The organism is Dictyobacter alpinus (assembly GCF_003967575.1).
Classification (GTDB): Bacteria; Chloroflexota; Ktedonobacteria; order Ktedonobacterales; family Ktedonobacteraceae; genus Dictyobacter; species Dictyobacter alpinus.
Genome location: NZ_BIFT01000001.1, coordinates 5,162,428 through 5,184,677, shown reverse-complemented (window position 1 = coordinate 5,184,677; position 22,250 = coordinate 5,162,428). Strand labels below are relative to the sequence as shown.

14 protein-coding genes and 1 pseudogene are annotated in these 22,250 nt (G+C 53.4%); 7 read left to right on the top strand and 8 right to left on the bottom strand.

The window, feature by feature from the left end; all coding sequences use genetic code 11:
- Window positions 1–87: 87 nt before the first annotated feature.
- The 3 genes from EL633_RS20390 to EL633_RS20380 all read left to right on the top strand — a co-directional run bounded on the left by EL633_RS20390 (window position 88) and on the right by EL633_RS20380 (window position 8,619).
- Entirely contained in the window at window positions 88–2,772 is a 2,685-nt protein-coding gene (locus tag EL633_RS20390; protein ID WP_161982284.1) for a protease pro-enzyme activation domain-containing protein, read from the top strand.
- A 113-nt stretch (window positions 2,773–2,885) separates the two neighbouring features.
- Window positions 2,886–5,636, top strand: coding sequence for a protease pro-enzyme activation domain-containing protein (locus EL633_RS20385; RefSeq protein WP_161982283.1), 2,751 nt, complete (start codon window positions 2,886–2,888; stop codon window positions 5,634–5,636).
- Between the two features lie 220 nt (window positions 5,637–5,856).
- Window positions 5,857–8,619, top strand: a complete 2,763-nt coding sequence (locus tag EL633_RS20380; protein WP_126628952.1) for a S53 family peptidase — start codon at window positions 5,857–5,859, stop codon at window positions 8,617–8,619.
- A gap of 378 nt (window positions 8,620–8,997) precedes the next feature.
- Here EL633_RS20380 and EL633_RS20375 read toward each other — a convergent pair.
- The 3 genes and pseudogenes from EL633_RS20375 to thrS form a co-directional block, all read right to left on the bottom strand.
- Window positions 8,998–9,171: pseudogene (locus EL633_RS20375) on the bottom strand (helix-turn-helix domain-containing protein); the annotation flags it as partial.
- A gap of 29 nt (window positions 9,172–9,200) precedes the next feature.
- Window positions 9,201–9,710 carry a GNAT family N-acetyltransferase gene (locus EL633_RS20370; protein ID WP_218027529.1) on the bottom strand — a complete coding sequence of 170 codons (510 nt, stop codon included), beginning with the start codon at window positions 9,708–9,710 and terminating at the stop codon, window positions 9,201–9,203.
- 547 nt (window positions 9,711–10,257) lie between these two features.
- On the bottom strand, window positions 10,258–12,120 hold the full coding sequence (gene thrS / locus EL633_RS20365) for a threonine--tRNA ligase (protein ID WP_126628951.1): 1,863 nt from the start codon (window positions 12,118–12,120) through the stop codon (window positions 10,258–10,260).
- 513 nt (window positions 12,121–12,633) lie between these two features.
- Here thrS and EL633_RS20360 point away from each other — a divergent pair.
- The gene (locus tag EL633_RS20360) at window positions 12,634–13,935 is read left to right on the top strand and encodes an ISNCY family transposase (protein ID WP_161982282.1); all 1,302 of its coding nucleotides are present in this window, start codon (window positions 12,634–12,636) and stop codon (window positions 13,933–13,935) included.
- 253 nt (window positions 13,936–14,188) lie between these two features.
- Here the strand turns inward: EL633_RS20360 and EL633_RS20355 are convergent, their stop codons facing one another.
- Entirely contained in the window at window positions 14,189–14,824 is a 636-nt protein-coding gene (locus EL633_RS20355) for a CGNR zinc finger domain-containing protein (protein WP_126628949.1), read from the bottom strand.
- Window positions 14,825–14,937: 113 nt separating this feature from the next.
- Between EL633_RS20355 and EL633_RS20350 the strand changes: the two genes are divergently transcribed.
- Window positions 14,938–16,095 carry an epoxide hydrolase family protein gene (locus EL633_RS20350; protein ID WP_126628948.1) on the top strand — a complete coding sequence of 386 codons (1,158 nt, stop codon included), beginning with the start codon at window positions 14,938–14,940 and terminating at the stop codon, window positions 16,093–16,095.
- A 12-nt stretch (window positions 16,096–16,107) separates the two neighbouring features.
- Here the strand turns inward: EL633_RS20350 and EL633_RS20345 are convergent, their stop codons facing one another.
- Window positions 16,108–16,845, bottom strand: coding sequence for an N-acyl homoserine lactonase family protein (locus EL633_RS20345; RefSeq protein WP_126628947.1), 738 nt, complete (start codon window positions 16,843–16,845; stop codon window positions 16,108–16,110).
- 536 nt (window positions 16,846–17,381) lie between these two features.
- Window positions 17,382–17,912, bottom strand: a complete 531-nt coding sequence (locus tag EL633_RS20340) for an acyl-CoA thioesterase (protein WP_126628946.1) — start codon at window positions 17,910–17,912, stop codon at window positions 17,382–17,384.
- A gap of 207 nt (window positions 17,913–18,119) precedes the next feature.
- On the opposite strand from EL633_RS20340, the gene EL633_RS20335 reads away from it, so the two are divergent.
- Window positions 18,120–19,526 carry a glycoside hydrolase 5 family protein gene (locus EL633_RS20335; RefSeq protein ID WP_126628945.1) on the top strand — a complete coding sequence of 469 codons (1,407 nt, stop codon included), beginning with the start codon at window positions 18,120–18,122 and terminating at the stop codon, window positions 19,524–19,526.
- Between the two features lie 98 nt (window positions 19,527–19,624).
- Here EL633_RS20335 and EL633_RS20330 read toward each other — a convergent pair whose 3' ends face one another.
- Window positions 19,625–20,206 carry a YdeI/OmpD-associated family protein gene (locus EL633_RS20330; RefSeq protein ID WP_126628944.1) on the bottom strand — a complete coding sequence of 194 codons (582 nt, stop codon included), beginning with the start codon at window positions 20,204–20,206 and terminating at the stop codon, window positions 19,625–19,627.
- Window positions 20,207–20,310: 104 nt separating this feature from the next.
- Between EL633_RS20330 and EL633_RS20325 the strand changes: the two genes are divergently transcribed.
- Window positions 20,311–20,499 carry a hypothetical protein gene (locus tag EL633_RS20325; RefSeq protein WP_126628943.1) on the top strand — a complete coding sequence of 63 codons (189 nt, stop codon included), beginning with the start codon at window positions 20,311–20,313 and terminating at the stop codon, window positions 20,497–20,499.
- 9 nt (window positions 20,500–20,508) lie between these two features.
- Here EL633_RS20325 and EL633_RS20320 read toward each other — a convergent pair whose 3' ends face one another.
- Window positions 20,509–21,516 carry a phosphonate dehydrogenase gene (locus tag EL633_RS20320; protein ID WP_126628942.1) on the bottom strand — a complete coding sequence of 336 codons (1,008 nt, stop codon included), beginning with the start codon at window positions 21,514–21,516 and terminating at the stop codon, window positions 20,509–20,511.
- Window positions 21,517–22,250: the final 734 nt, after the last annotated feature.

The window sequence follows — 22,250 nt, the reverse complement described above, 5'->3', positions numbered from 1 at the left end:
TCGGAGGGAAAGATGGAAAAAGCTTGCAGCACACCTATTTCTCAGTGTAGCTACACGAAGATAGTGCTTCGACTGTGTAGCGGCATTATGTTGTTACTGTTTAGTAGCCTATCCCCGCCGGTGGTAATGGCCTATCCCCACAATGTGGAGCAGTCGCATGTACAGGGGCAACGGATTCCGGGGCATGCCGTCCCGCTCTTAAATAAACTCACGCCCATTGGTCCAACACCAAAAGCATTGCCATTGCATTTGAATGTGGCCTTAAAGCTGCGGAATGAGGCTGGCTTAGATGCCTTGCTGGCGGCCCAGAATGATCCCAGTCTGCCTCAGTATCATCACTACCTGACTAGCCAGGAATTTACCAGTCATTTTGCGCCCACCCAGGCGACCGTCGATACCGTTGTGGTCTATCTGCGCCAGCAGGGCTTGCATATCAACGCGATTGCCCCAAACCATGTGCTGATCGATGTCTCGACCAATGTGGCCACAGCTGAGCATGCCTTTGTGATTAATCTTCATAACTATCAGCTCCAGACGCGGGTGGTCTACGCGCCTGATGCTGATCCGCTCTTGCCTGATACATTGCAGAGTAGCGTCCAGACAATTAGTGGCTTAAATAACGTTGTTTTTTACCATCCAACAAGTATTCAGCAGAAACTTAAGCAACTGCATACGCACGCAGGCCCGGGTGGTGGGTATACGCCAGCGGAATTGCGTAGCGCCTATGATGTCAACCCCTTGCTCAATGCCAGAATGAACGGGAGCGGACAAACGGTGGCCCTCTTCGAGTTGGATGGCTATGATCCCGCCGATATCGCTACCTATCGGCAACAGTATCAACTGGGACCACTCAACGTCTCCAATGTGCTGGTTGATGGTGCCAGTAATACCCCTGATGCAAATGCGATTGAAACCACGCTGGATATGGAAAACATTTCGGCCATGGCACCCGAGGCAGCACAAAAGGTCTATATTGGTCCGAACAACGCATCTGGCATTAATGATACCTATAATCGTATCGTCACCGATAACGTGGCCAAAATCGTCAGTGTCAGTTGGGGCGAATGTGAATTAGGGAGTTCATCATCACGGTTGGATACCCTGAATACGATCTTCAAGCAAGGGGCGGCCCAGGGACAGACCTTTTTCGCGGCCAGTGGAGATATGGGAGCTTATGATTGTATTGATAATGGCATCCAGAACTTAGCCGTTGACTCAATTGCCAGTAATCCTGCGGTGGTCAGTGTGGGTGGCACCACGTTGTATACAGGTCCAAAAGGAACGTATGACCATGAGACCGCCTGGGGCACGACAGTGAGTGGGGGCATCTTGCATCCGGCGGGCGGCGGCGGCGGTAAAAGCGCGCACTTCTTACGCCCCACTTTCCAGAGTGGCACCAATCTGAGTGACCAGCAACGCCTGGTCCCTGATGTCTCCGCCAATGCGGATCCTGCGAGCGGCTATTCCATCTATCTGACGGCCGGGAAGCCGAAAAAATCGGGCTGGCAGGTGGTGGGAGGCACCAGCGCGGCGGCCCCGCTGTGGGCAGGCATCGCGGCTGATCTCAATCAGGCGCTATTGGCCGCCCATGCAGCGCCGCTCGGGCATGCACTGCCGGATCTCTATCGTCTCTATAATACGCCGCAGGTCTATCCTCCCTATCATGATATTGTTACAGGCTCCAACCTGTATTACCAGGCGGGACCTGACTATGATCTGGCCACTGGCATGGGGACGCCGGACGCCTGGAACATCTTACGCGATCTGCAGAATGCGCCCAGCCTGCCGACGCAATTGTTGCGCAATGGGGGCTTTGAGGATGGACAGGCGCCGTGGCAGGAACACTCCGGCGGCGGCTTTAAGATCATCAATAATGCCAATCCGCATACCGGCAAATATGCGGCGTACTTATGCAGCTATGTGAATTGCCATGATCGTATCACGCAACTGACCGCCATCCCGGCCTTCACCAGGAAAGTCACGCTGAGCTACTGGGTCTATATTAGTCAGGGCGATGTTTCCACCGGGTGCCAGAGTAATTTTCAGGTGTTTTTGCGCACCGCGAAAGGTGAGCCGATTAGCCAGGTACAGAAGTTATGCAATACCGATGCCAATGGCTGGATGCAATATACGTTTGATGTGACCTCAACCCTGGAGAAATATGTGGGACAAACGGTTCAACTGGCCTTTGAAGCCACTGGCACCAGTAGTCCACGCTCGAACTTTTTCGCCGATGTGGACGATGTGAATCTGACCAGCCTGGCTGTAGCACCGGGCATCACCGCCCAGGTGATCCAGAATCCCAGCTTTGAAGCTGGCCGTGCTCCCTGGCAGGAAAGCTCTAAAGGTGGTTATGAGTTGATCACAACGGTCATTCCACATACCGGCCAATCTAGCGCCTACCTGTGTGGCTATCCTAACTGCCATGATGACATTGCCCAGACCGTGACCTTGCCGACCTCTATGAATAATGTGGTGTTGAGTTACTGGATTTATGTTGGGCGGGCGGATTCCACCATCACCTGCGCGGATACCTTTCACTCTGCTTTGAAGCTACGTACCTCCCAGGGAGCCACGATTGCCGACATCCAGACCCTCTGCGATACTTCGGCGCCGGGCTGGACCCTCTACAGTTTTGATCTGACCAGTGCCCTGACACCCTTTGCCGGTAAACCTATTCAGATTGATTTTGAAGCAATCGGATCAAGTACTTCACGCGCCAACTTTTTCGTCGTGCTGGATGACATGACGCTGTATGTAACGCACGGTTGACCTTAAACCAGGGATGCGGGGAGGACCCCCTGCCCCCCCGCATTGGAAGCAAGGACTGTCATGCAGCCGGCATGCCTGCCATATTAGTATTCTTACTATTTTTGGAGGGAAAGATGAAAAACGCTCGCACCAGACATGTTTCTCAGCGAGGTGGAACGCAGGTTATGATTCTTATGTGTAGCGCCATTGTACTATTGCTCTTTAGTGATCTGTCTCCCCTGACTGCCATGGCGCATCCCCGCAGTATAGAGCGGCCGTACATGCAGGGGAAGCGTCTTCCTGGGCATGCTGTACCGTTGCTGAATAATCTGAAACCACTTGGTCACACTGACAAAAATCAGCCTTTGCGCTTGAGCGTTGTCTTACGACTTCGGGATGAGCCAGGCTTAGATGCATTAATCGCTTCACAGGATGATCCCACATCGCCCTTTTATCGTCACTATCTGAACTCGCAAGAATTTAATAGCAGCTTTGCCCCTACCCAGGCGACGGTCGATGAGATCAGCACTTACCTGCGGCAGCAAGGATTTCAGATTACCTCAATCTCCCCAAACCATGTGCTCATTGATGTGTCAACCACGGTTGCTACAGCCGAACACGTCTTTGATGTAACTTTCTACGACTATCAACTCAGGACGCGCGTCGTCTACGCGCCCAACATCGATCCAGTCGTTCCAGATTCTTTGATTAACGCTATACAGACGATTGTTGGCTTAAATGATATTGCACTCTATCATCCCAATTATATTCAGAGTAATCACCAGCCACTCTATCCCCATGCTGGTCCTGGTGGCGGCTTCACCCCTGATGAATTGCGGGCCGCCTACAATGTACAGCCCTTAATTGATGCAAAGATGGATGGGACAGGGCAGACGGTGGGACTCTTTGAGTTGGATGGCTATGATCCAGCCGATATTCACGCTTACCGGCAACGCTATAAGCTTGGTGCGCTTCATGCGTCTAATGTGCTGTTGGAGGGCGCGAGTGATACGCCGGGTAAAAATGCCCTTGCGGCGACCCTGGACATGGAGGTCATCTCGGCTCTGGCTCCTGGGGCCAGCCAAAAGATTTATCTGGGTTCCAACACGGCGGTTGGTATTAATGATACCTATAATCGCATCGTGACCGATAACGTGGCCAAAGTTATTAGTGTCAGTTGGGGCGAATGTGAATTAGCCAGTTCAGCGGCCCGGCTCGACGCCCTGAATACGATCTTCAAACAAGGAGCGGTGCAAGGACAAAGCTTCTTTGTGGCCAGTGGGACTTCTGGGGCGTATGATTGTGTTGACGATAGTCAACAACAAGTTTTAGCGGTTGACTCACCTGCGAGCAGCCCGTATGCGGTGGGTGTTGGGGGCACCACATTACATACTGACGCGAAAGGTGGGTACGTCAGTGAAACTGCCTGGAGCGATCCCTCTAGTAAAGGCATGGGAAGTGGAGGAGGCAAAAGTGTGCACTTCATGCGCCCCACGTATCAGCATGGCCCCAATCTGTCCGACCCTGCTCGGCTGGTCCCGGATGTCTCCGCCAACGCGAATCCCGCGAGCAGCTATTCTATCTATCTCACGACTGGGAAGACGAAGAAAGCCGGTTGGCAAGTGGTGGGGGGTACTGGTGCCGCGGCATCGCTGTGGGCAGCTATTGAGGCTGATATCAACCAATCCCTGCTGGCTGCACATGTAGCGCCGTTTGGCCATGCAATTACGGCAATCTATCGCCTCTATAACACGCCACAACTTTATCCTCCCTATCATGATATTACTACCGGTTCAAACCTCTATTATACTGCAAGTCCCGGCTATGATCTGGCCACAGGCGTTGGTACTCCTGATGTCTGGAATATTGTACGTGATCTCAAAAATGAGCCAGCGTTATCCGCGTTGGGGTTACGTAATGGTGGTTTTGAAGATAAGGGTACCAACTGGATACAGCACTCGAGTGGCGGTTATGATCTCGTCAGTGCGGGGAATCCTCATACGGGAAAATACGGCGCGCTTTTTTGTAGTTATGCGAACTGTCATGACTCTATAACGCAGGCCGTGGTAATACCGGCGTTCGTCAGGCAGTTGACGCTCACCTATTGGGTCTATATGGGTGGAGGCAATGCCTCAAGCACCTGCCAGGATAATTTGCAGGTCTTCTTCCGGACCGCTAAGGGCGATCCAATTACGACGGTTCAGAAACTGTGCAATACGACGGTCAATGGTTGGGTGCAGTATAACTTTGATGTCACGCAGGCTCTGCAAACATATGCTGGTAAGACGGTGCAGGTTGTGTTTGCAGCAACAGGGACCAGTGGTCCGCGCTCAAACTTTTTCGTCAACCTGGATGATACGAGCTTGCAGACCCTGGTGGTTGCACCAGGTATTACCACGCAGTTAATTCAAAACTCGAGTTTTGAGAATGGTCATGCACCATGGAAAGAAGCTTCTCAAGGTGGCTATGAGCTGATAAGTACCGTGTTTCCACATACAGGTAAGTATAGTGCCTATCTGTGTGGCTATCCCAACTGCCATGACTCCATTATGCAAACGGTACTGTTACCAGCCTCAATCCGGCATGCCGTCCTGAGTTACTGGCTCTATACTGAACGTTCTTCCTCCTTGAATGCCTGTACAGATGTATTTCGATCTTACTTGCGCTTAATTGCGGAAAATGGAGTTATTGTGGCCGATATTCGAACAATCTGCGATACAGATGTCAATGGCTGGACCCTCTTCAGCTTTGATGTGACCAATGCATTGGCAACCTATGCTGGCAAACTCATGCAGGTAGATTTCGAAGCAATCGGATCGAATGAAGGTCGTGAAAGGTTTTCCGTGGTCCTGGATGACCTGACGCTCTATGTTACCCATGACTGATTGTATAAGCAGGGATTATGGGCACTGCACGGTAGCCTAGCTTGCTGGCAGATGAGCACTGGCAAGAGACCTCTCATCAGAGCGAGATAGATCCTCCTCTTATACAGGGGTCTCTGCAACTATAAATAAACCCTGAACACTATAGAGATGTGCAAACCTCTCCAATGTATCTGCCTCAGTTCTAGTATAGCTCGTGTTCTTGATAATCCTGGAGGTAGCAATGAAAACATCTTGTGGCATATATGTCAGCTATCGCATAGCAATGGTCTGGATACATATTTGCGCGGCAATAGCACTGACATTGTTTAACTGCCTGACCACACAGTTAGCTATGGCATCGCCTCAGCAGCAGCATGTGCGGGGTCAACGCATTCCAGGGCATGCCGTCCCACTGCTAGAAGGCCTGACCCCTATTGGTCCCACGGCCAAAGTTCAGCCCTTACATCTGACTGTCCTCTTGAAATTGCATGATGAGGCAAATTTAGATGCCTTGCTGGCCGCCCAGAATAATCCGACCTCGCCACAGTATCATCACTACCTGAGTACACAGGAATTTAACAGTCAGTTTGCGCCTACCCAGGCCGAGGTTGCGGTTGTCGTCGCCTACCTGCGACAACAACGTATACGGATCAACTCAATCGCTGCGAACCGTCTGTTGATTGATACCTCGACCACCGTGGCCACGGCCGAGCAGGCCTTTGCCATCAACATCAATAACTATCAGCTCCAAACGCGTGTCATCTATGCTCCTAATGTCGACCCATACGTGCCTGATACTGTTAATACTATTATAAAGAATATTACTGGACTAAATAATGTCGCTCATTATCGTCCGATCAACTTGCAGCAGCGGCTAAGGCCGTTGCATCCTCATCGCGGCCCCAAGGGTGGCTTTACGCCACAGGAATTGCGTAGCGCCTATGATGTGACGCCATTGATTGATGCGAAAATGGATGGTCGCGGTCAAACGGTGGGCCTCTTCGAGTTGGATGGCTATAATCCCGCTGATATTGCCACCTATCGGCAACAATATCAGCTAGGACCACTAAACGCCTCCAATGTACTGGTGGGTGGCGCCAGCGATAGGGCTGGCCCGAATGCCCTTGAGGTCACACTGGACATAGAAGTCATCTCGGCCATGGCGCCCGGGGCGGCGCAAAAGGTCTATATTGGTCCGAATGACTCGGCCGGCATCAATGATACCTATAACCGCATCGTGACTGATAACGTGGCCAAAGTCATCAGTGTCAGTTGGGGCGAATGTGAATTAGGGAGTTCGGCGTCACGGTTAGATACCCTGAATACGATCTTTAAACAGGGGGCGGCCCAGGGGCAAACCTTCTTCGCGGCCAGTGGGGATTCCGGGGCGTATGATTGTAATGACAGTGGGATCCAATCCTTAGCCGTTGATTCTCCTGCCAACAATCCCTATGTGGTGGGGGTAGGAGGTACCACGCTGCGCACAGACCCGAAGGGGGTCTATGTCAGTGAAGTCGGTTGGGGTGGTTCCCAGCTCGGGGGCCTCCTGCATATCACGGGAAGTGGCGGTGGCAAAAGCATGCACTTCTTAAGTCCGGACTATCAGAGCGGCATTAATCTGACTGACCCGCAGCGCCAGATCCCGGATGTCTCCGCCAATGCGGACCCTGCCACCGGTTATTCCATTTATCGCACGCCCAAAAATCCGAAAGATCCAGCCTGGCAGGTGGTAGGAGGCACCAGTGCGGCGGCCCCGCTATGGGCGGGCATCGCCACCGACATCAACCAGGCGTTGCTGGCCTCAAAGCTCTCCCCACTCGGGCATGCGCTGCCAGCCCTCTATCGCCTTTATAACACGCCGCAGGTCTATCCTCCCTATCATGATATTATTAAAGGCTCCAACCTGTATTATCAGGCGGGACCTAACTATGACCTGGTCACCGGCATGGGAACGCCGGATGCCTGGAATATCCTGCGTGACCTGCAGAGCTCACCTGGATTGCCCACGCAATTGTTGCAAAATGGGGGCTTTGAGAGTGGCATGACGCCCTGGCAAGAACACTCCGGCGGCGGCTTTGAACTCATCAGCACGGCTAATCCACATACAAGCAAACATGCAGCATACTTATGCGGCTATGCCAACTGCCATGATACAATCACCCAGACAGTCTTGATCCCTGCCTTCGCCAGGCGCCTGACACTCGATTACTGGATCTATATCGGGCGCGGCGATACCTCAACCACCTGCCAGGACAATCTGCAGATCATTTTCCAGACCGCGACTGGCGATCCGATTAACCAGGTGCAGAAGTTGTGCAATACCGACGCCAATGGTTGGGTACAATATAATTTTGATGTGACCGCTCCGCTGACAAAATATGTCGGTCAGAAGATTCAAGTTGCCTTCGAAGCCAGCGGCACCAGTGGGCCACGCTCGAACTTTTTCGTCGATCTGGATGACGTGAACCTGACCAGTCTGGCTGTTACGCCGGGCATTACCACGCAGCTCATCCAGAATCAGAACTTTATAACTGGTCAGGCTCCCCCCTGGCAGGAAAGCTCCAAAGGTGGCTATGAGATTGTCAGTAGCGCCAATCCGCATACGGGTAAATACAGTGCCTATCTGTGTGGCTATCCCAATTGCGTTGATACGATTGTGCAAACCGTGAACCTGCCGGCTTCCACGCGCAATGCCGTCTTGAGTTATTGGGTCTATATCGGGCGGGCTGATACTACTACCACCTGTACCGATACCTTCCAGGCGTTTGTACGCCCCCCGGGCTCTCCGAGCGCACCGACCAGTAGCACAGATACGGAGATTCAGAAATTGTGCAATACCGATGCCAATGGCTGGGTGCAATATAGCTTTGATATCACCGCCACCCTGGTGCCCTATCTCGGCAAGCCCGTGCAGGTCGGTTTCCGCACCATCGGTTCAAGCAATCCACGCTCCAACTTTTTCGTCAACGTCGATGATGTATCCCTGTATGTGACACACACGTAACCAGAAAAAAATGACAATACATGCGTTTAAGGGAGGGAAGAAACGCCCCGTAGTTACGGCCCTCAGCGGCCGTTTGCCACCCGCCGCAGCGTGGTGGCCTTGTATCCCTGCGATCCGGTTCCCCTTCTCTGCGGCGTTCCCTCACGCGGTGCCCAAACGGGACGTTCCCATGGATGTTCTCATCAGAGAGTATCGCGGGGGACCTCTCTCTGCCGGAGGTGATAGTGATTGAGGAGCCGAACGAAAATGATACCGGGCCACCACGCTGCGGCGGGTGGCAAACGACCACTGAGGGTCGTAACTACGGGATCGTTTGCGTGGGAAGGGGAGGGATCGCTTCACACATTTTGCCATTCAAAATTCGGATGTTCGGCTTTCTCATCGGCCGGATAAGGCGAGCGTTTCGCCGCGTAGTCGCTGCACATCGCGCATGGGCGGGATGCCAAAGAGGCTTTTATATTCGCGATTGAAGTAAGAGGCGTCCTGGTATCCGACACGGTAGGCGGCACTCGCGGCGTCAAGGTCCTCGCTCAACATCAGGCGACGAGCCTCCGAAGGATTTTGCCACGCCCTTACTTAGACTATACGAAATACTGGATCAGGGTGACCGAAGAATCCTGGGGGTTGGAGATTTCGGCGTCCTGGAAGCCGTGGCGCTGATAGAGTCGGAGGGCGGGATTGGCGCGATCAACTGAGAGGCTGAGGGCGGGATGTCCCTGGGTGGTGGCGGATTGGATGAGCGATTGGATGAGCGCTCCTCCGAGGCCGAGGCCACGGGCATTGGCGCTTACACTGATGGTGATTTCTGGGATGTTGGCCGCGATAAAGCCATAGCCGGGAGCTTCAGCCGGAAAGAGTCGATACCAGGCGGCGCCAAGTGGCTGCTGATCCTCGTCCACGGCGATCCAGCCGGTATCGCCTTCGCGCTGGCCCCAGTTGTCCAGGTATTTGCTGACACTGGGCACGGCCAGCGCCTGCTCACGTCCAAGGGCACGCATGCCAGCATCGACGGCGGCGGCCTCATAGAGCATGTCACGCATAAATTCCAGGTTGGTGGGTTCAACGAGTCGCAATATATAAGTAGAAGCCATAGAGAGTTTTGTATCCTTCCCAATCAATAGAGTTTGTATTTTTCGTACGCCGAGTGGGCATCATACGTCGGCCGATCGTACGTCGCGTGAGCGCCACACGCAAGGCCGCACTGCTGAGTTTACGTGGGCCAACGTGTATGAACGACTCGCAGTGCTGTGGCGCCTACACGAATCACGGTGATTGTTGCGGAAGTGATGGGGAACGTTTGGCAGGCCATGTTCGTCCTTTGACGGAGAGGAACGCGAACCATGATTGGTATGTTACAACGTTGCTCAGCGATCAAGGGTGAAGAACCATGATTCGTGTAGGCGCCACAGGCATGCGATGCTTTCTTAACATGTATCGCCGTTGATCAAGTCGCATGCCGGCCTTGCGTGTGGCGCCCACTCGACGTACGATCGGCCCGCATTATCCGTTTCCCCAACCTTGACCGGATCGCCAACCATGATCGTGACCAAGCATAAAATGTTGCGATGTGAGATACATTGCACGCGCCACCCTCACGTACGCCGAGTGGGCGTACGTGAGGGTGACGCGTGGCGGTAATTATGCCAGATCGCTACGGGTGATGACTTCGGTTTTGAGGCGCTCGGCGAGATCAGCAATGGAGAGGGTGCCGAGGTCGCCACCGCTACGGCGGCGCACGGCTACGGCGCCATTCTCGGCCTCTTTATCTCCAAGGACCAGCATGTATGGGATCTTCTGCATCTGGGCGTTGCGGATCTTTTTCTGCATGGATTCGCGGGCCTCGTCGATCTCGATACGCAGGGTACGACCATTCGGTAGGTTCACGTCCTGCAAGGCGTTTTTGACCTCATAGGCGTAGTCCAGGTGCCGGTCGGCAATGGGAATGACCACGGCCTGGACCGGGGCCAGCCAGGTTGGGAAGGCGCCAGCATAGTGCTCGATCAACACGGACATGAAGCGCTCGACCGATCCCAGGATGGCGCGGTGCAGCATGACCGGACGCGTCGCATGGCCGTCGGCACCCACATATTCCAGGTTGAAACGCTCCGGCAGATTGAAGTCCAGCTGGATGGTTGCCAGCTGCCAGGAGCGATCCAGGGCGTCCTTGGCGGTAAAGTCGATCTTGGGACCATAGAAGGCGGCTTCACCAGCCTCTTCGACCCAGGTAAGGTTGTTGTCACGCAAGAACTGACGCAACTGCTCCTGGGCATTGTTCCAGGTTTCAGCTGTGCCCAGATACTTCTCCGGATGCCTCTCATCCCAGAGGGAGAGCCGAATCGTGAGCTGCATGCCAAAGGGTTTGTAGAAACCGTCGATGATCTCGTAGATGCGCCGGGCTTCGTCGGCGACCTGATCGGGACGGCAGAAGACGTGGGCGTCGTCCTGGGTGATGGCGCGAACACGTGAGAGGCCCTGCAGGGTGCCTGGCAGCTCGTCACGATAGACGGCCGTAACTTCACTCAAACGGATTGGCAGTTCGCGATAGCTACGCATACGGCTGGCAAAGATCTGCGTATGATGCGGACAGTTCATCGGCTTCATACAGAAATCCTCACCACTCTTGCCACTGACATGGAAGATATCATCCTGGAACTTGTCCCAGTGTCCTGATACTTTGTACAGATCGCTCTTGGTGATGTGTGGAATACGCACGCGCTGATAGCCACGGGGCTTTTCCAACGACTGCACAAACTCTTCCAGCAGATCACGGATCACCGTACCCTTAGGCGTAAAGAGAGGTAGACCACCACCAACCAGATCCGAAAACGTAAACAGGTCTAACTCCTGCCCCAGACGGCGATGGTCCCGCTTCTTCGCCTCCTCCAGGAACCAGAGATAATGCTCCAACTCTTCCTTCGTATTGAAGGCGGTACCATATAAACGCTGCAACTGCGGATTCTTTTCATTGCCACGCCAGTACGCGCCCGCGATACTCATCAGCTTGAAGACACCAATCTGGTTGGTTGCATCTACGTGTGGTCCACGGCACAGATCCACAAAATGACCTGTCTTGTAAAATGAGACCTTATCGACGCCCTGATCGCTACTCACGCCGACCGCATCGCTATCGCCAGTCTCCTCGACCACAGCCGTACTACCACGCTCCTTCAGCAGGTTCAAGAGCTCTACTTTATAAGGCTGCTTACGCTGAGTCATCTCCTCAATGGCGGCATCGATATCCATCTCAACGCGCTCATAAGGCAACTTCTTATTCTTCAGCTCACGCATCTTGGTCTCAATACGCTCCAGATCCTTAGGAGTCAGAGCGGCCGGTAGCTCGATATCATAATAGAAACCGTTTTTAATGGCTGGCCCAACGCCAAATTTAGCATCCGGCCATAGCAGCTGTACCGCCGCCGCCATCAAATGGGCCGTCGAGTGGCGCATACGATCCAACTCATATTGCGCCTGTTCGTCAGATACTTCCATTGAAGCACTCATGTAATTATTCCCTTTCTCAATCACTCATCAATCTATAATTCTCAGCAGTAGCAGTATCTACTAGTGCCGCGCTCTATTCAAAATCGTTTCTCCATCGAGGTGGGAGTACGGGAGAAATAAAAAAAACCCTCTCATCCCGCATAACGGGGACGAAAGAGCTTGCTCATCCGTGGTTCCACCCACAATTCATTCATTCTACACAGAGAACGAATCTCTATAGCCCGCTAACGGAGGCTCACCGCTCACGCAGAGAAGCTTCTTGAGTGGTATCCATCGAAGCGTGTTCAGGACAACTTACAGCCAGGATTGTCCCTCTCTATCAACACCCAAAACGACGACATTGTCTCAAGCTATGCCAGTTTTAGCAAAATTGTGTTGCTTAAATACCATACTAAAGCGACTATAACATAAAACGCCAGCAGTGTCTACTCTCCTAAGTCCGTTGTGTTACGGATCAGTGATATTGTCAGGAGAGACGAGTTCAGCGAAAATGTCAGTATGGAAAAAAAGACAGTGACACTGAACTCACAAGAACAACAACGAATCAAACGACTCAATGAGCACATGGCCGGACTCTTGAGCATCAAACAGGTGGCCGAACTGATGCAGGTTTCTGAACGACAAGTCTACCGATGGAAAGCCAGCTATCGAGAAAAAGGAGTCGAAGCTATGGCTCATAAAAATCGTGGGAAAGCAAACCCTCGGCGCATTCCTGACCCAATGCGTGAACACATTGTGCAGCAAGCGAAAGGGGTCTATGCCGGGTGCAACCAACATCATCTCCGTGACTTACTTGAAGAACGTGAAGGAGTGATGATTTCACGCAGCAGCCTCAGGCGCATCTTGGAGGAGGCCAGCATCCTCACACCGATTCCAGCCCCCAAGCTCAAGCATCGACTGCGGCGTCCGAGATATCGGCAGGAGGGACAGTTGGTCCAGATTGATGCGAGCCCTCATGCGTGGCTGCAGGAACGTGGTCCACGTTTGAGCTTAGTTGGCGGTATCGATGATGCAACGGGCAAAGTCGTCGGAGCCATCTTTCGTGAACATGAAGATCAACACGGCTATTTTCAGGTTATTCAACAAATGGTTGAACGCTACGGTCGTCCATTGGCCCTCTATCATGATCGTCATACCATGTTTCCCGCTTCTGATCACCATGCGAGCCAGCACGAGAGCGTTGAGGAGCAATTACGTGGAACGAAAACGCCAACGCAGTTGGGACGATTATTTACGCAATTACGGATGACGTCCATTGCTGCCCGTTCTCCTCAGGCGAAGGGACGTATTGAACGGCTCTGGGGAACGTTTCAAAATCGTCTCGTGAGCGAGTTGCGCCTGGCCAAGGCCTGCACGCTGGAAGAAGCCAATGCGGTCCTGCAAGAGTATCTTCCACGCTTCAATGCCCGCTTCGCGATCGCCGCAGCAGAGTCAACCGTCGCGTGGCAAGCCTGGCCGGATGAGCTTTCATCCCAGGACTGCTTCTGTTTGCAAGAGCAACGCTCAGTCAGCAATGACAACACCATTTCCTACAAAGGACAGCGTATCCAACTCTTGCCAGATGAGCAACGAATCAGTTGGGCACGCTGTAAAGTCATGGTTCACGAACAGTTTGATGGCTCAATACGTATTGTCTACCAAGGACAGTCGGTGCCCTCACGTCAAGCGCCTCCTGATCCGATTCATCATCGCCATCAGGAGCCACCACAACCATCTGCAGCCGTCGAGAAGACAAAGGCACAACCGAAAAAAGGACACACACCTCCAGCGAATCATCCCTGGAGAAAGCGTGCCGTTGTCTCATCTCGTCAGTGACATTTTGAGTGAACAGAAAGGATGACATTTTCAATGGACCTTGACACTCTCCTAAGTCCGTTGCCACAAGACAAGACAAGCGGCACGATATGAGAAGCAGGACAACAATCTACCGAGTAGGCGCCACAGCACTGCGAGTCGTTCGTGCATGTTGGCCCACATAAGCTCAATTGACCTCCGCATGGGGCGACCACACCTACCATGATTAGTAATCCGGTTCGCAATGGGCCGAAGCATGGTTGGAATGAAAGCCTCAGGACCCGGTAGGACCTGGGCGTTGTCGTTGACGGTGTCTGCGAACTTTGGCTACATTTCCGCAGCCGGTGGCGGAACACCAGCGGCGGCGGTGATTTTTCGTGTGATCGACAAAGAGCCAGCTACAGCTAGTATTCATGCATTCGCGTACCAGGACGAGTTGTGGAGACGTCAGGAGTTGGGCAGCCGATCGTGCTACTGGTCCGAGCATCTGGTCAAGCGCATAGCGGTCACCCACCCACTCCCAACCGAAGCCATCTGCGACCGGGACGATGCGCCCTCCAGCCAGTGATTTACCTAGATAAGTATTCAAGGTGGCTAGATCAGTATCCGTTGGCTTTTTGTTCGTTGCGATCGCGGCAAAGATACGATAGATAGCTTCTCTAAGTGTACGGGCGCTAGCAAGCACGGCATTAGCTTCGTGTGGATGATGTTGCTTTTCAAGGAGAAGAAAAGCAACATTGTCCGTAGCCATGGACTCCATCTGTTGACCCCATGCGACTAGATCGTCGTAGCTGGATAGGTATTCCTGTGTCTCACCACCACGTAGCCCGCCAAGCGTGTTGGCAAAATCCAGGCACATTTGCCCTCCAATGGATGGAAAGCTCTTTGTAGCTGTTTTACTGGTGCTCATCTTCTTTTGTGACCTTTTATATAGATGTTGACAAGTTACATATCACTAACTACAATGTAACTATCTATATATATTTTAGATGGTTACAAATATCTGTCAAGGGAGGCAATATAATGCAGAAGTTCCCCTTTACGGTAGATATATCCCAGACGGTCCTTGATGATTTGAAAAGCCGACTGGCGCAGGCTCGCTGGCCTGATGAAGTGAAAGGGGCAGATTGGGACTATGGTACGGATCTGACCTATCTGAAGGAGCTTGTAGACTACTGGCAGCATACATTCGATTGGCGCGCCCAGGAAGAGAAAATCAATCGTCTGGCACACTTTCGTGCGGAGATCCATGGTTCAGGGATTCACTTTATTCATGAACGTGGTCAGGGTCCCCAGCCATTCCCAATTATCATTACCCATGGCTGGCCTGGCTCATTTTTCGAGCAGCTCAAACTTATCCCGTTGCTCACGGATCCAGCGAGCCATGGTGGCAATCCAGAGGACGCGTTCGATGTGATCATTCCATCACTGCCAGGATTTGGCTTCTCGGACCGCCCTGGGGTTCGCGGCATGAACTCGACAGAAACGGCCAAGCTATGGGCGCTCTTGATGACTGAAGGGCTTGGCTACACACGCTTTGCGGCCGCAGGCGGAGACATCGGCTCGGGCGTCACACAGCGTCTGGCACGGGCACATCCTGAGCTACTCGTTGGCATCCATCTCACCTACATCAACCCATCATTTTTACAGCCAGGACAGCCCAATCTCTCCGAGGCTGAACAGCGCTATTTGCAGACCATCGAGCAGTGGTCGAGAGAGGAAGGAGCATATTCACACCTCCATTCAACAAAACCACAGACGCTCGCCTATGGCCTGAATGACTCACCAATCGGCCTGGCAGCCTGGATTACGGAGAAGTTCCGCGCATGGAGCGACTGCCAGGGCGAGGTCGAGAGACGCTTCAGCAAAGATGAGTTGCTCACCAATATCATGCTTTACTGGGTGACCCAAACCCTACCATCCTCAATTCGTATCTACTACGAGAACGCCCATGCGCCATTGCCACTACAACCTGGACAACATATTGAGGTACCCGCCGGCATAGCCCTTTTCCCAAAAGAGCTTGGTTCACCTCCACGCGAATGGGCCGAACGCGGCCTGCGCGTACACCGCTGGACCGAGATGCCACGAGGCGGCCACTTCGCCGCAATGGAGGAACCAGAACTACTGGCTGATGACTTGCGCGCCTTCTTCCGTCCGCTGCGCACGACACCAGCCTGAATCATGTGGCAGCTACTCGTAGTAGGCTGGGGAGGTCTTGAGCGTTTTCCATTGCGCGCCATCGTGGCCGAAGATGACGAGTTTGATATGCTCTTGCTCGATCAGGTCCAGCAGTTTCTGGGTACTGGCACGTAGTTGATCTTCGTTATCATCGATGGGTCCGGCTTTGCGGGCGGGGGTAAACATGAATTGGAGCATCACGGCATCGATGGCGAGCAGAACCGGACCCGTCTTTGGTAACCGTACCAGCACGGATTGGTGTCCCGCTGTATGCCCGCTGGTCTCAAGCAGGGTCAGGCCGGGAAACAGTTCGGTATCACCATCGACCAGCCGATAACGCAGGGCCGGATCATCCCAATGCTTGCGCGCGGGCGCAAAACGGGGATGTCCACTACGCGCCAGTTCATAGTGCTCACGCTGCACGATCAGCTCGGCAGCGGGAAAAGCATCATGATAGCCTGCATGATCGACATCGAAATGCGTACAGATCAACATATCAATATTGTCAGGACCCAGACCAAGTTCCGCCAGACACTGGAGCACATTCTTATCCTGGTCCGAGGCGCTCATCCCCGGCGATGGCGGGACATCATTCGGATAACCACTATCAATCAGGATGCGTTTACCATCGCTCATCTCGACCAGATAACAGCCAGATACCATATCCAGCATGCGTGGACCCACAGCAATAGTCGTAGTCGACAACGAGAAAAGATAGAGTCGTTGTGGAACAGCCTCATGCGTTGCCATAAATCGATCCTTTCTAGCAAGGAGAGAGATATCTTTTTCTCTCCTCTACTTTGACCAGATTTATCTTTTAACTGTTTATGATACAAAAACTATAGATATGGTTGGATTATAACAGTTTTTGCAGTGTAAAAGCTGTTAATGATTTCATAGACAGGATTCACGTTTTGTGCTATGTTTGTGGAAATTAGGGAGTGCCCGCTACGCGGGCGGGAGGGGAGGGAGGGAAGGATGCCGGGGGCACAGCCCCCAATCCCCCAGTCAAGGGGCTCGCCGCCCCTTGCATCCCCGCTTTACAGTTAATCGGCAAGCCGCCCCTTGCATCCCCGCTTTACGGTTAATCGGCAAGCCGCCCCTTGCATCCCCGCTTTACAGTTAATCGGCAAGCCGCCCCTTGCATCCCCGCTTTACGGTTAATCGGCAAGCCGCCCCTTGCATCCCCGCTTTACGGTTAATCGGCAAGCCGCCCCCTGCATCCCCGCTTTACGGTTAATCGGCAAGCCGTCCCTTGCATCCTCGCTTTACGGTTAAAGGGAATGTTAGGAAACATGTTCGGGGGCGGCGCTCAGGGAGCGTTGTTCTAGTTGCTCGAAGGCGGCGCGCATGGTGGCGGGTACGGGATGGGGGCGGCCGGTGTGGTAGTTGCACCAGACGAGGATGGAGCGGCCAGTGGCGAAGATGCGGCTGTGGTCGGTGGTGTCGCGGATCTCGTGCTCCATGATGATGCTGGTAGTGCCAACCCTGGTGACACGCACACCAACCTCGGCACGATCACTACGTACCAGCGGGATATGATAGGTACAGGTCGCTTCCTTGACCAGAATGCCATAGTGGTGGCCCCGTGGACCTGTCTGGATACGCGGATTATGGTCCTCCGTCGGCTCCTCCTGGGGTAGCTGATCGGGCTCCTCAGCCTGCTGCTTACGCCATGGCGCTAGCTGATCAAAATAGAAGCTACGCGCCTCCTCTAAATACACAAAATAGACCGTATTATTCACGTGGGCCAGCGGATCTAAGTCCCGAAAACGGATCTGTACGGGATACCAACAATGATACGTCTCAACCGACATAACAAATAGTTCCTTCCTGCGTCCAGTAACCTGGCTCGGCTGCTTAAGATTCTACAACAAGGCTACTATACCAGATAGCTGTCTTTGTAGAAAGCATGCTGCAAGCTACAAAAATACTATGACCCGCCATTATAGTCATATGTCCATATGGATATGATACAATGCTTGCAGCATGTATTGTTGAGGTAGTTCAAGGAGAGAGAAACCGTGCAGAATAAGATCCCGTGGCGTATTGCTCTGGTGGGGCTGGCGGTTGTGGTTCTACTGGCCCTGGTGGCCATTCCTTTGTACTTCTGGCAGAATGCCAATCGAGATACGGCTGCTAAGACCCCTACTCATCCAAGCTCGGAATTTGTGACGCGCTCAGGTTCCCATTTGCTGCTACATGGACAGCAGTTCCGCTTCGCCGGGCCGAATATCTACTGGTTGGGCCTGGATACCGATGGCCATGGTGAGCTCTATCCCAGTCATTTCCGGGTCGATGATGCCCTGACGACGGCTGAGGATATGGGCGCAACAGTCGTACGGGCACATACACTAGGAATCTCGGTAGGTTGTCCACTCTGTGTGGAACCTACGCTGGGCAGCTTCAATGAGACGGCCCTGCAACATATCGACTATGCCATCCAGGCGGCCCGAGCACACCATCTACGACTGATCATTCCCCTGGTCGACAACTGGCGCTACTACCACGGCGGCAAACATACCTTCACCGATTGGCGCAATGTGGATGCCGAAACACTCTTCTACTCCGACAAGACAGTGATCGCGGACTTTGAACAGTATATTGAACACATACTCAATCATATCAATAGCTATAATGGAATCGCCTACAAAAATGATCCAACGATTATGGCCTGGGAGACCGGCAACGAGATCTCACCATCGGTAAACTGGACCAGGACAATCTCTGACTATATTAAAGGTATTGATAACCATCACTTGATTATGGATGGGAGCAAGAACATCAGTGCAGGCACGCTCGCCATCAATTCGGTTGACATGTTCACCCAGCATTTCTATCCCCTCAGTGACAGCTTACTGACATCCGATGCTCAGGTCGCGAGCTATCAACATAAGGTCTTTGTGGCCGGAGAATACGACTGGACCGGCACAAAGGGCGGCGATACGCTCAGTAGCTTCCTCCCCAGCGTTGAGCATAATAGCGAGATCGCGGGCGACCTCTACTGGTCCCTGTTCGGACACAATGATACCTACGGCTATACGCAACACGACGACGGCTATACCCTGCACTATCCCGGCAATACAGCGGACCGACGCGCACGTATCCAGTCCTTGCGCAGCCATGCCTATGCGATGAGCAAGCAGGCCGTGCCGAACTTACCCGCGCCGGGAGCACCACTAATTACCAGCATAGCCGGCAACAAGATCAGCTGGCGTGGTAGCGATATCGCCGTCAACTACAGCCTGGAAAGCTCGGTCAGCGGCAACAATGGTCCCTGGACGATCATTTGCCGGCAGTGCGCCACGGACAATGATACTCCCTGGACCGACGATGCGCGGCCCCGGCAGAAAAGCTGGTACCGTGTCCAGGCCTATAACCTGGATGGTGTGGCTGGACCCTACTCGCCGCCTGTTTTGGCCTCATCATAAACCCAAATCTGGCCTTCGGTGCACAAAAAGCTTGTCCCGCAGACATCTCTGGCAAATCACACGCCCGCTTGACGTCGTGTGATTTGTTCAACTGCGCATCAAGAATATAGTTGCTTGTGATCTGCCAGCATATCAACAAACTTTTGGATGCGAGCCACACGAGTCTCCGTCTTCTTAGCTGTTTGAATTCTCAATAGGATCGCATAACGATTTGTTTTATTCAATGTATCAAAAAACATTTGCGCCTGTGGATTCTCATCTAATGCCGCCTGAAAATCCGCTGGAACACTGACCTGGCTTTGTGAACTATAAGCCGCATCCCAACGCCCATCTGCCTGAGCCAACTCGACCTGTCTGATCCCTGCCGCACGCATCCTACCAGCTGCCTGTAGAACAGCAACTTTGTCACGATTCACCTGCGACCAGGTACTTTTGGCGCTACGCGGCGTAAACTTTTGCAGCCAGAATTGAGCATCAAATGGAGCCGTCTGACCATCAATCCAACCATAACAGAGGGCTCCATCCAAAGCTTCCACACGGGTAATCGATGGAATACCACTTCCTTTCCTGGCAAGCTTGAGCCATACGCCCTTCGCTTCATTATGATGATCTTCAAGCCATAGTTCCCACTCCTGCTGTGTTTCAAATGTTAAGGTAGGATAGTTATCAGCGTTTTTCATACATTCACTCCCTAAGTCAGGCGCTATATGGTGCCGCTTGACATTCTATGCACCGCTGCACCATCCATTTCAATTGCTCGCTGTAGCAAGTATAATCTCAAAGGGTGACAGAAACTGTCCTTTATTTTTTGCTTTTGGTCTCCCGTATCTCATTTATCACCTCTGAGCCGGGCGCGCCACTGATTACCAGCATAGCTGGCAACAAGATCAGCTGGCGGGGCAGCGACATCGCCGTCAACTACAGTCTGGAAAACTCGAGCAGCGGCAACAATGGTCCCTGGACGATTATTTGAATGAAGAGGTCAGCGAGGGCAATTGATCGCGCCGGCTGGCTTTTGTCCCTGGAGGGTCTGGATGATATTATGGGCGGCCTCCAGTTCGATGGCGAGGCGAAACTCGTCCACGGCTGAACCCAGGTGGGGCGTAAAGCAGGTGTGGGTAGTATCATCCAGCAAGACCTGTGGAACCTGTCGTGGATGGTCGGGCCGCGCCCAATCTTCCATCTCAAAGACGTCCGCGGCATAGCCGGCGAGCTGGCCACTCTGCAAGGCGGCCGCCACCGCCTCTTCATCGACCAGGGAGCCACGCCCAACATTGACGAGGATAGCCCCCCGCTGCATACGGGCCAGGCAGGCCGCATCGAAGAGATGCAGGGTCTGGGGCGTCAAAGGGAGAAGCGGGAAGATGATGTCGCTACGCTCCAGTAGTTCCTCGAAAGGAGTATAGCTGGCAGACAGGCTGGTTTCTTTAGCTGGATCAAGCCGGAGGCGGTCGGCGTAGAGGATGTCAACATCAAAACCAGACAGGCGGCGGGCCAATGCCCGACCCACGGCACCCATGCCGACAATACCAACAGTGCGACCGGTCAGAGCCGTCCCATAGAAGTGCGGCCGCCAGCCCTGGAAGCCGCCGCTACGCATAAAGTGATCCCCCTCATGCAAATGGCGGGTCAGCGAGAGCAGCAGGCCCAGTGCCAGTTCGGCGGTCGGAACCGTCAAGATATCCGGCACAATCGTCAACTGGACACCATGGCGCGTACAGGCATCAACATCAAAATTATCATAGCCCTTCAGAGCCGCCGACACCACGCGCAACCGCGGACAGGCCGTCAGAAACTCCTCATCCACATGATCTGGCATAAACGCCATCAACGCCTGAGCATCCCGCGCCCGACGCAGAATCTCCGCGCGCGGCAACGTCTCCCGCGTCTCATTCACCACCACCTCACCATAGCGCTCCAACAACGCAACCACCTCATCATGAATCCAATGGGTCACCACAACCTTCGGCCTACTCTGATTACCAGACACGCAACACTAATCCTTTCGCAATAACAACAACATACTACATCCCATCATACGCACAGAATGGACCAGCCCACAAGCGACTAACAATCCAGGCCATATTCATGTATGATTATTATATGCAGGCGCAACACAACACGTAGATTTGGCCCTTACGGCCAATTGGTTCTTCTACATTGCACTCTGATCCAACCTGATCACCTGATTCGTTTTAATGAAGGGAAGAGTGACCTGGATGATAAGATGTGAGAAGCAGGCCAATCGTACGTGGAGTGGGCGTGAGGAGCGGGCCAATCGTACGTGGAGTGGGCGCCACACGCGAGGCCGGCATGCGGCTTGGCAACGGCGATACGTGCTTAGAAAGCATCGCATGCCTGTGGCGCCTACACGAATCATGATGGGGGATCTTGTTCGCAAGGGAAGGGGGATAATGGAACATCCCACCATACACACGTCCCTGCTCTACCCGGCAACACCAAGCATGATTCGTGTAGGCGCCACAGCACTGCGGGTCGTTCTCGCACGCTGGCCCACGTAAACCCAGCAGTGCGGCCTTGCGTGTGGCGCTCACTCGGCGTACGATCCGCTCGCGTGTAGCGCTCACTCGGCGTACGATCCGCTCGCGTGTGGCGCTCACTCGGCGTACGATCCGCTCGCGTGTAGCGCTCACTCGGCGTACGATCCGCTCGCGTGTGGCGCCCAAAATGCGTAGGATCACTATGTGAGACTTATCAGGTACA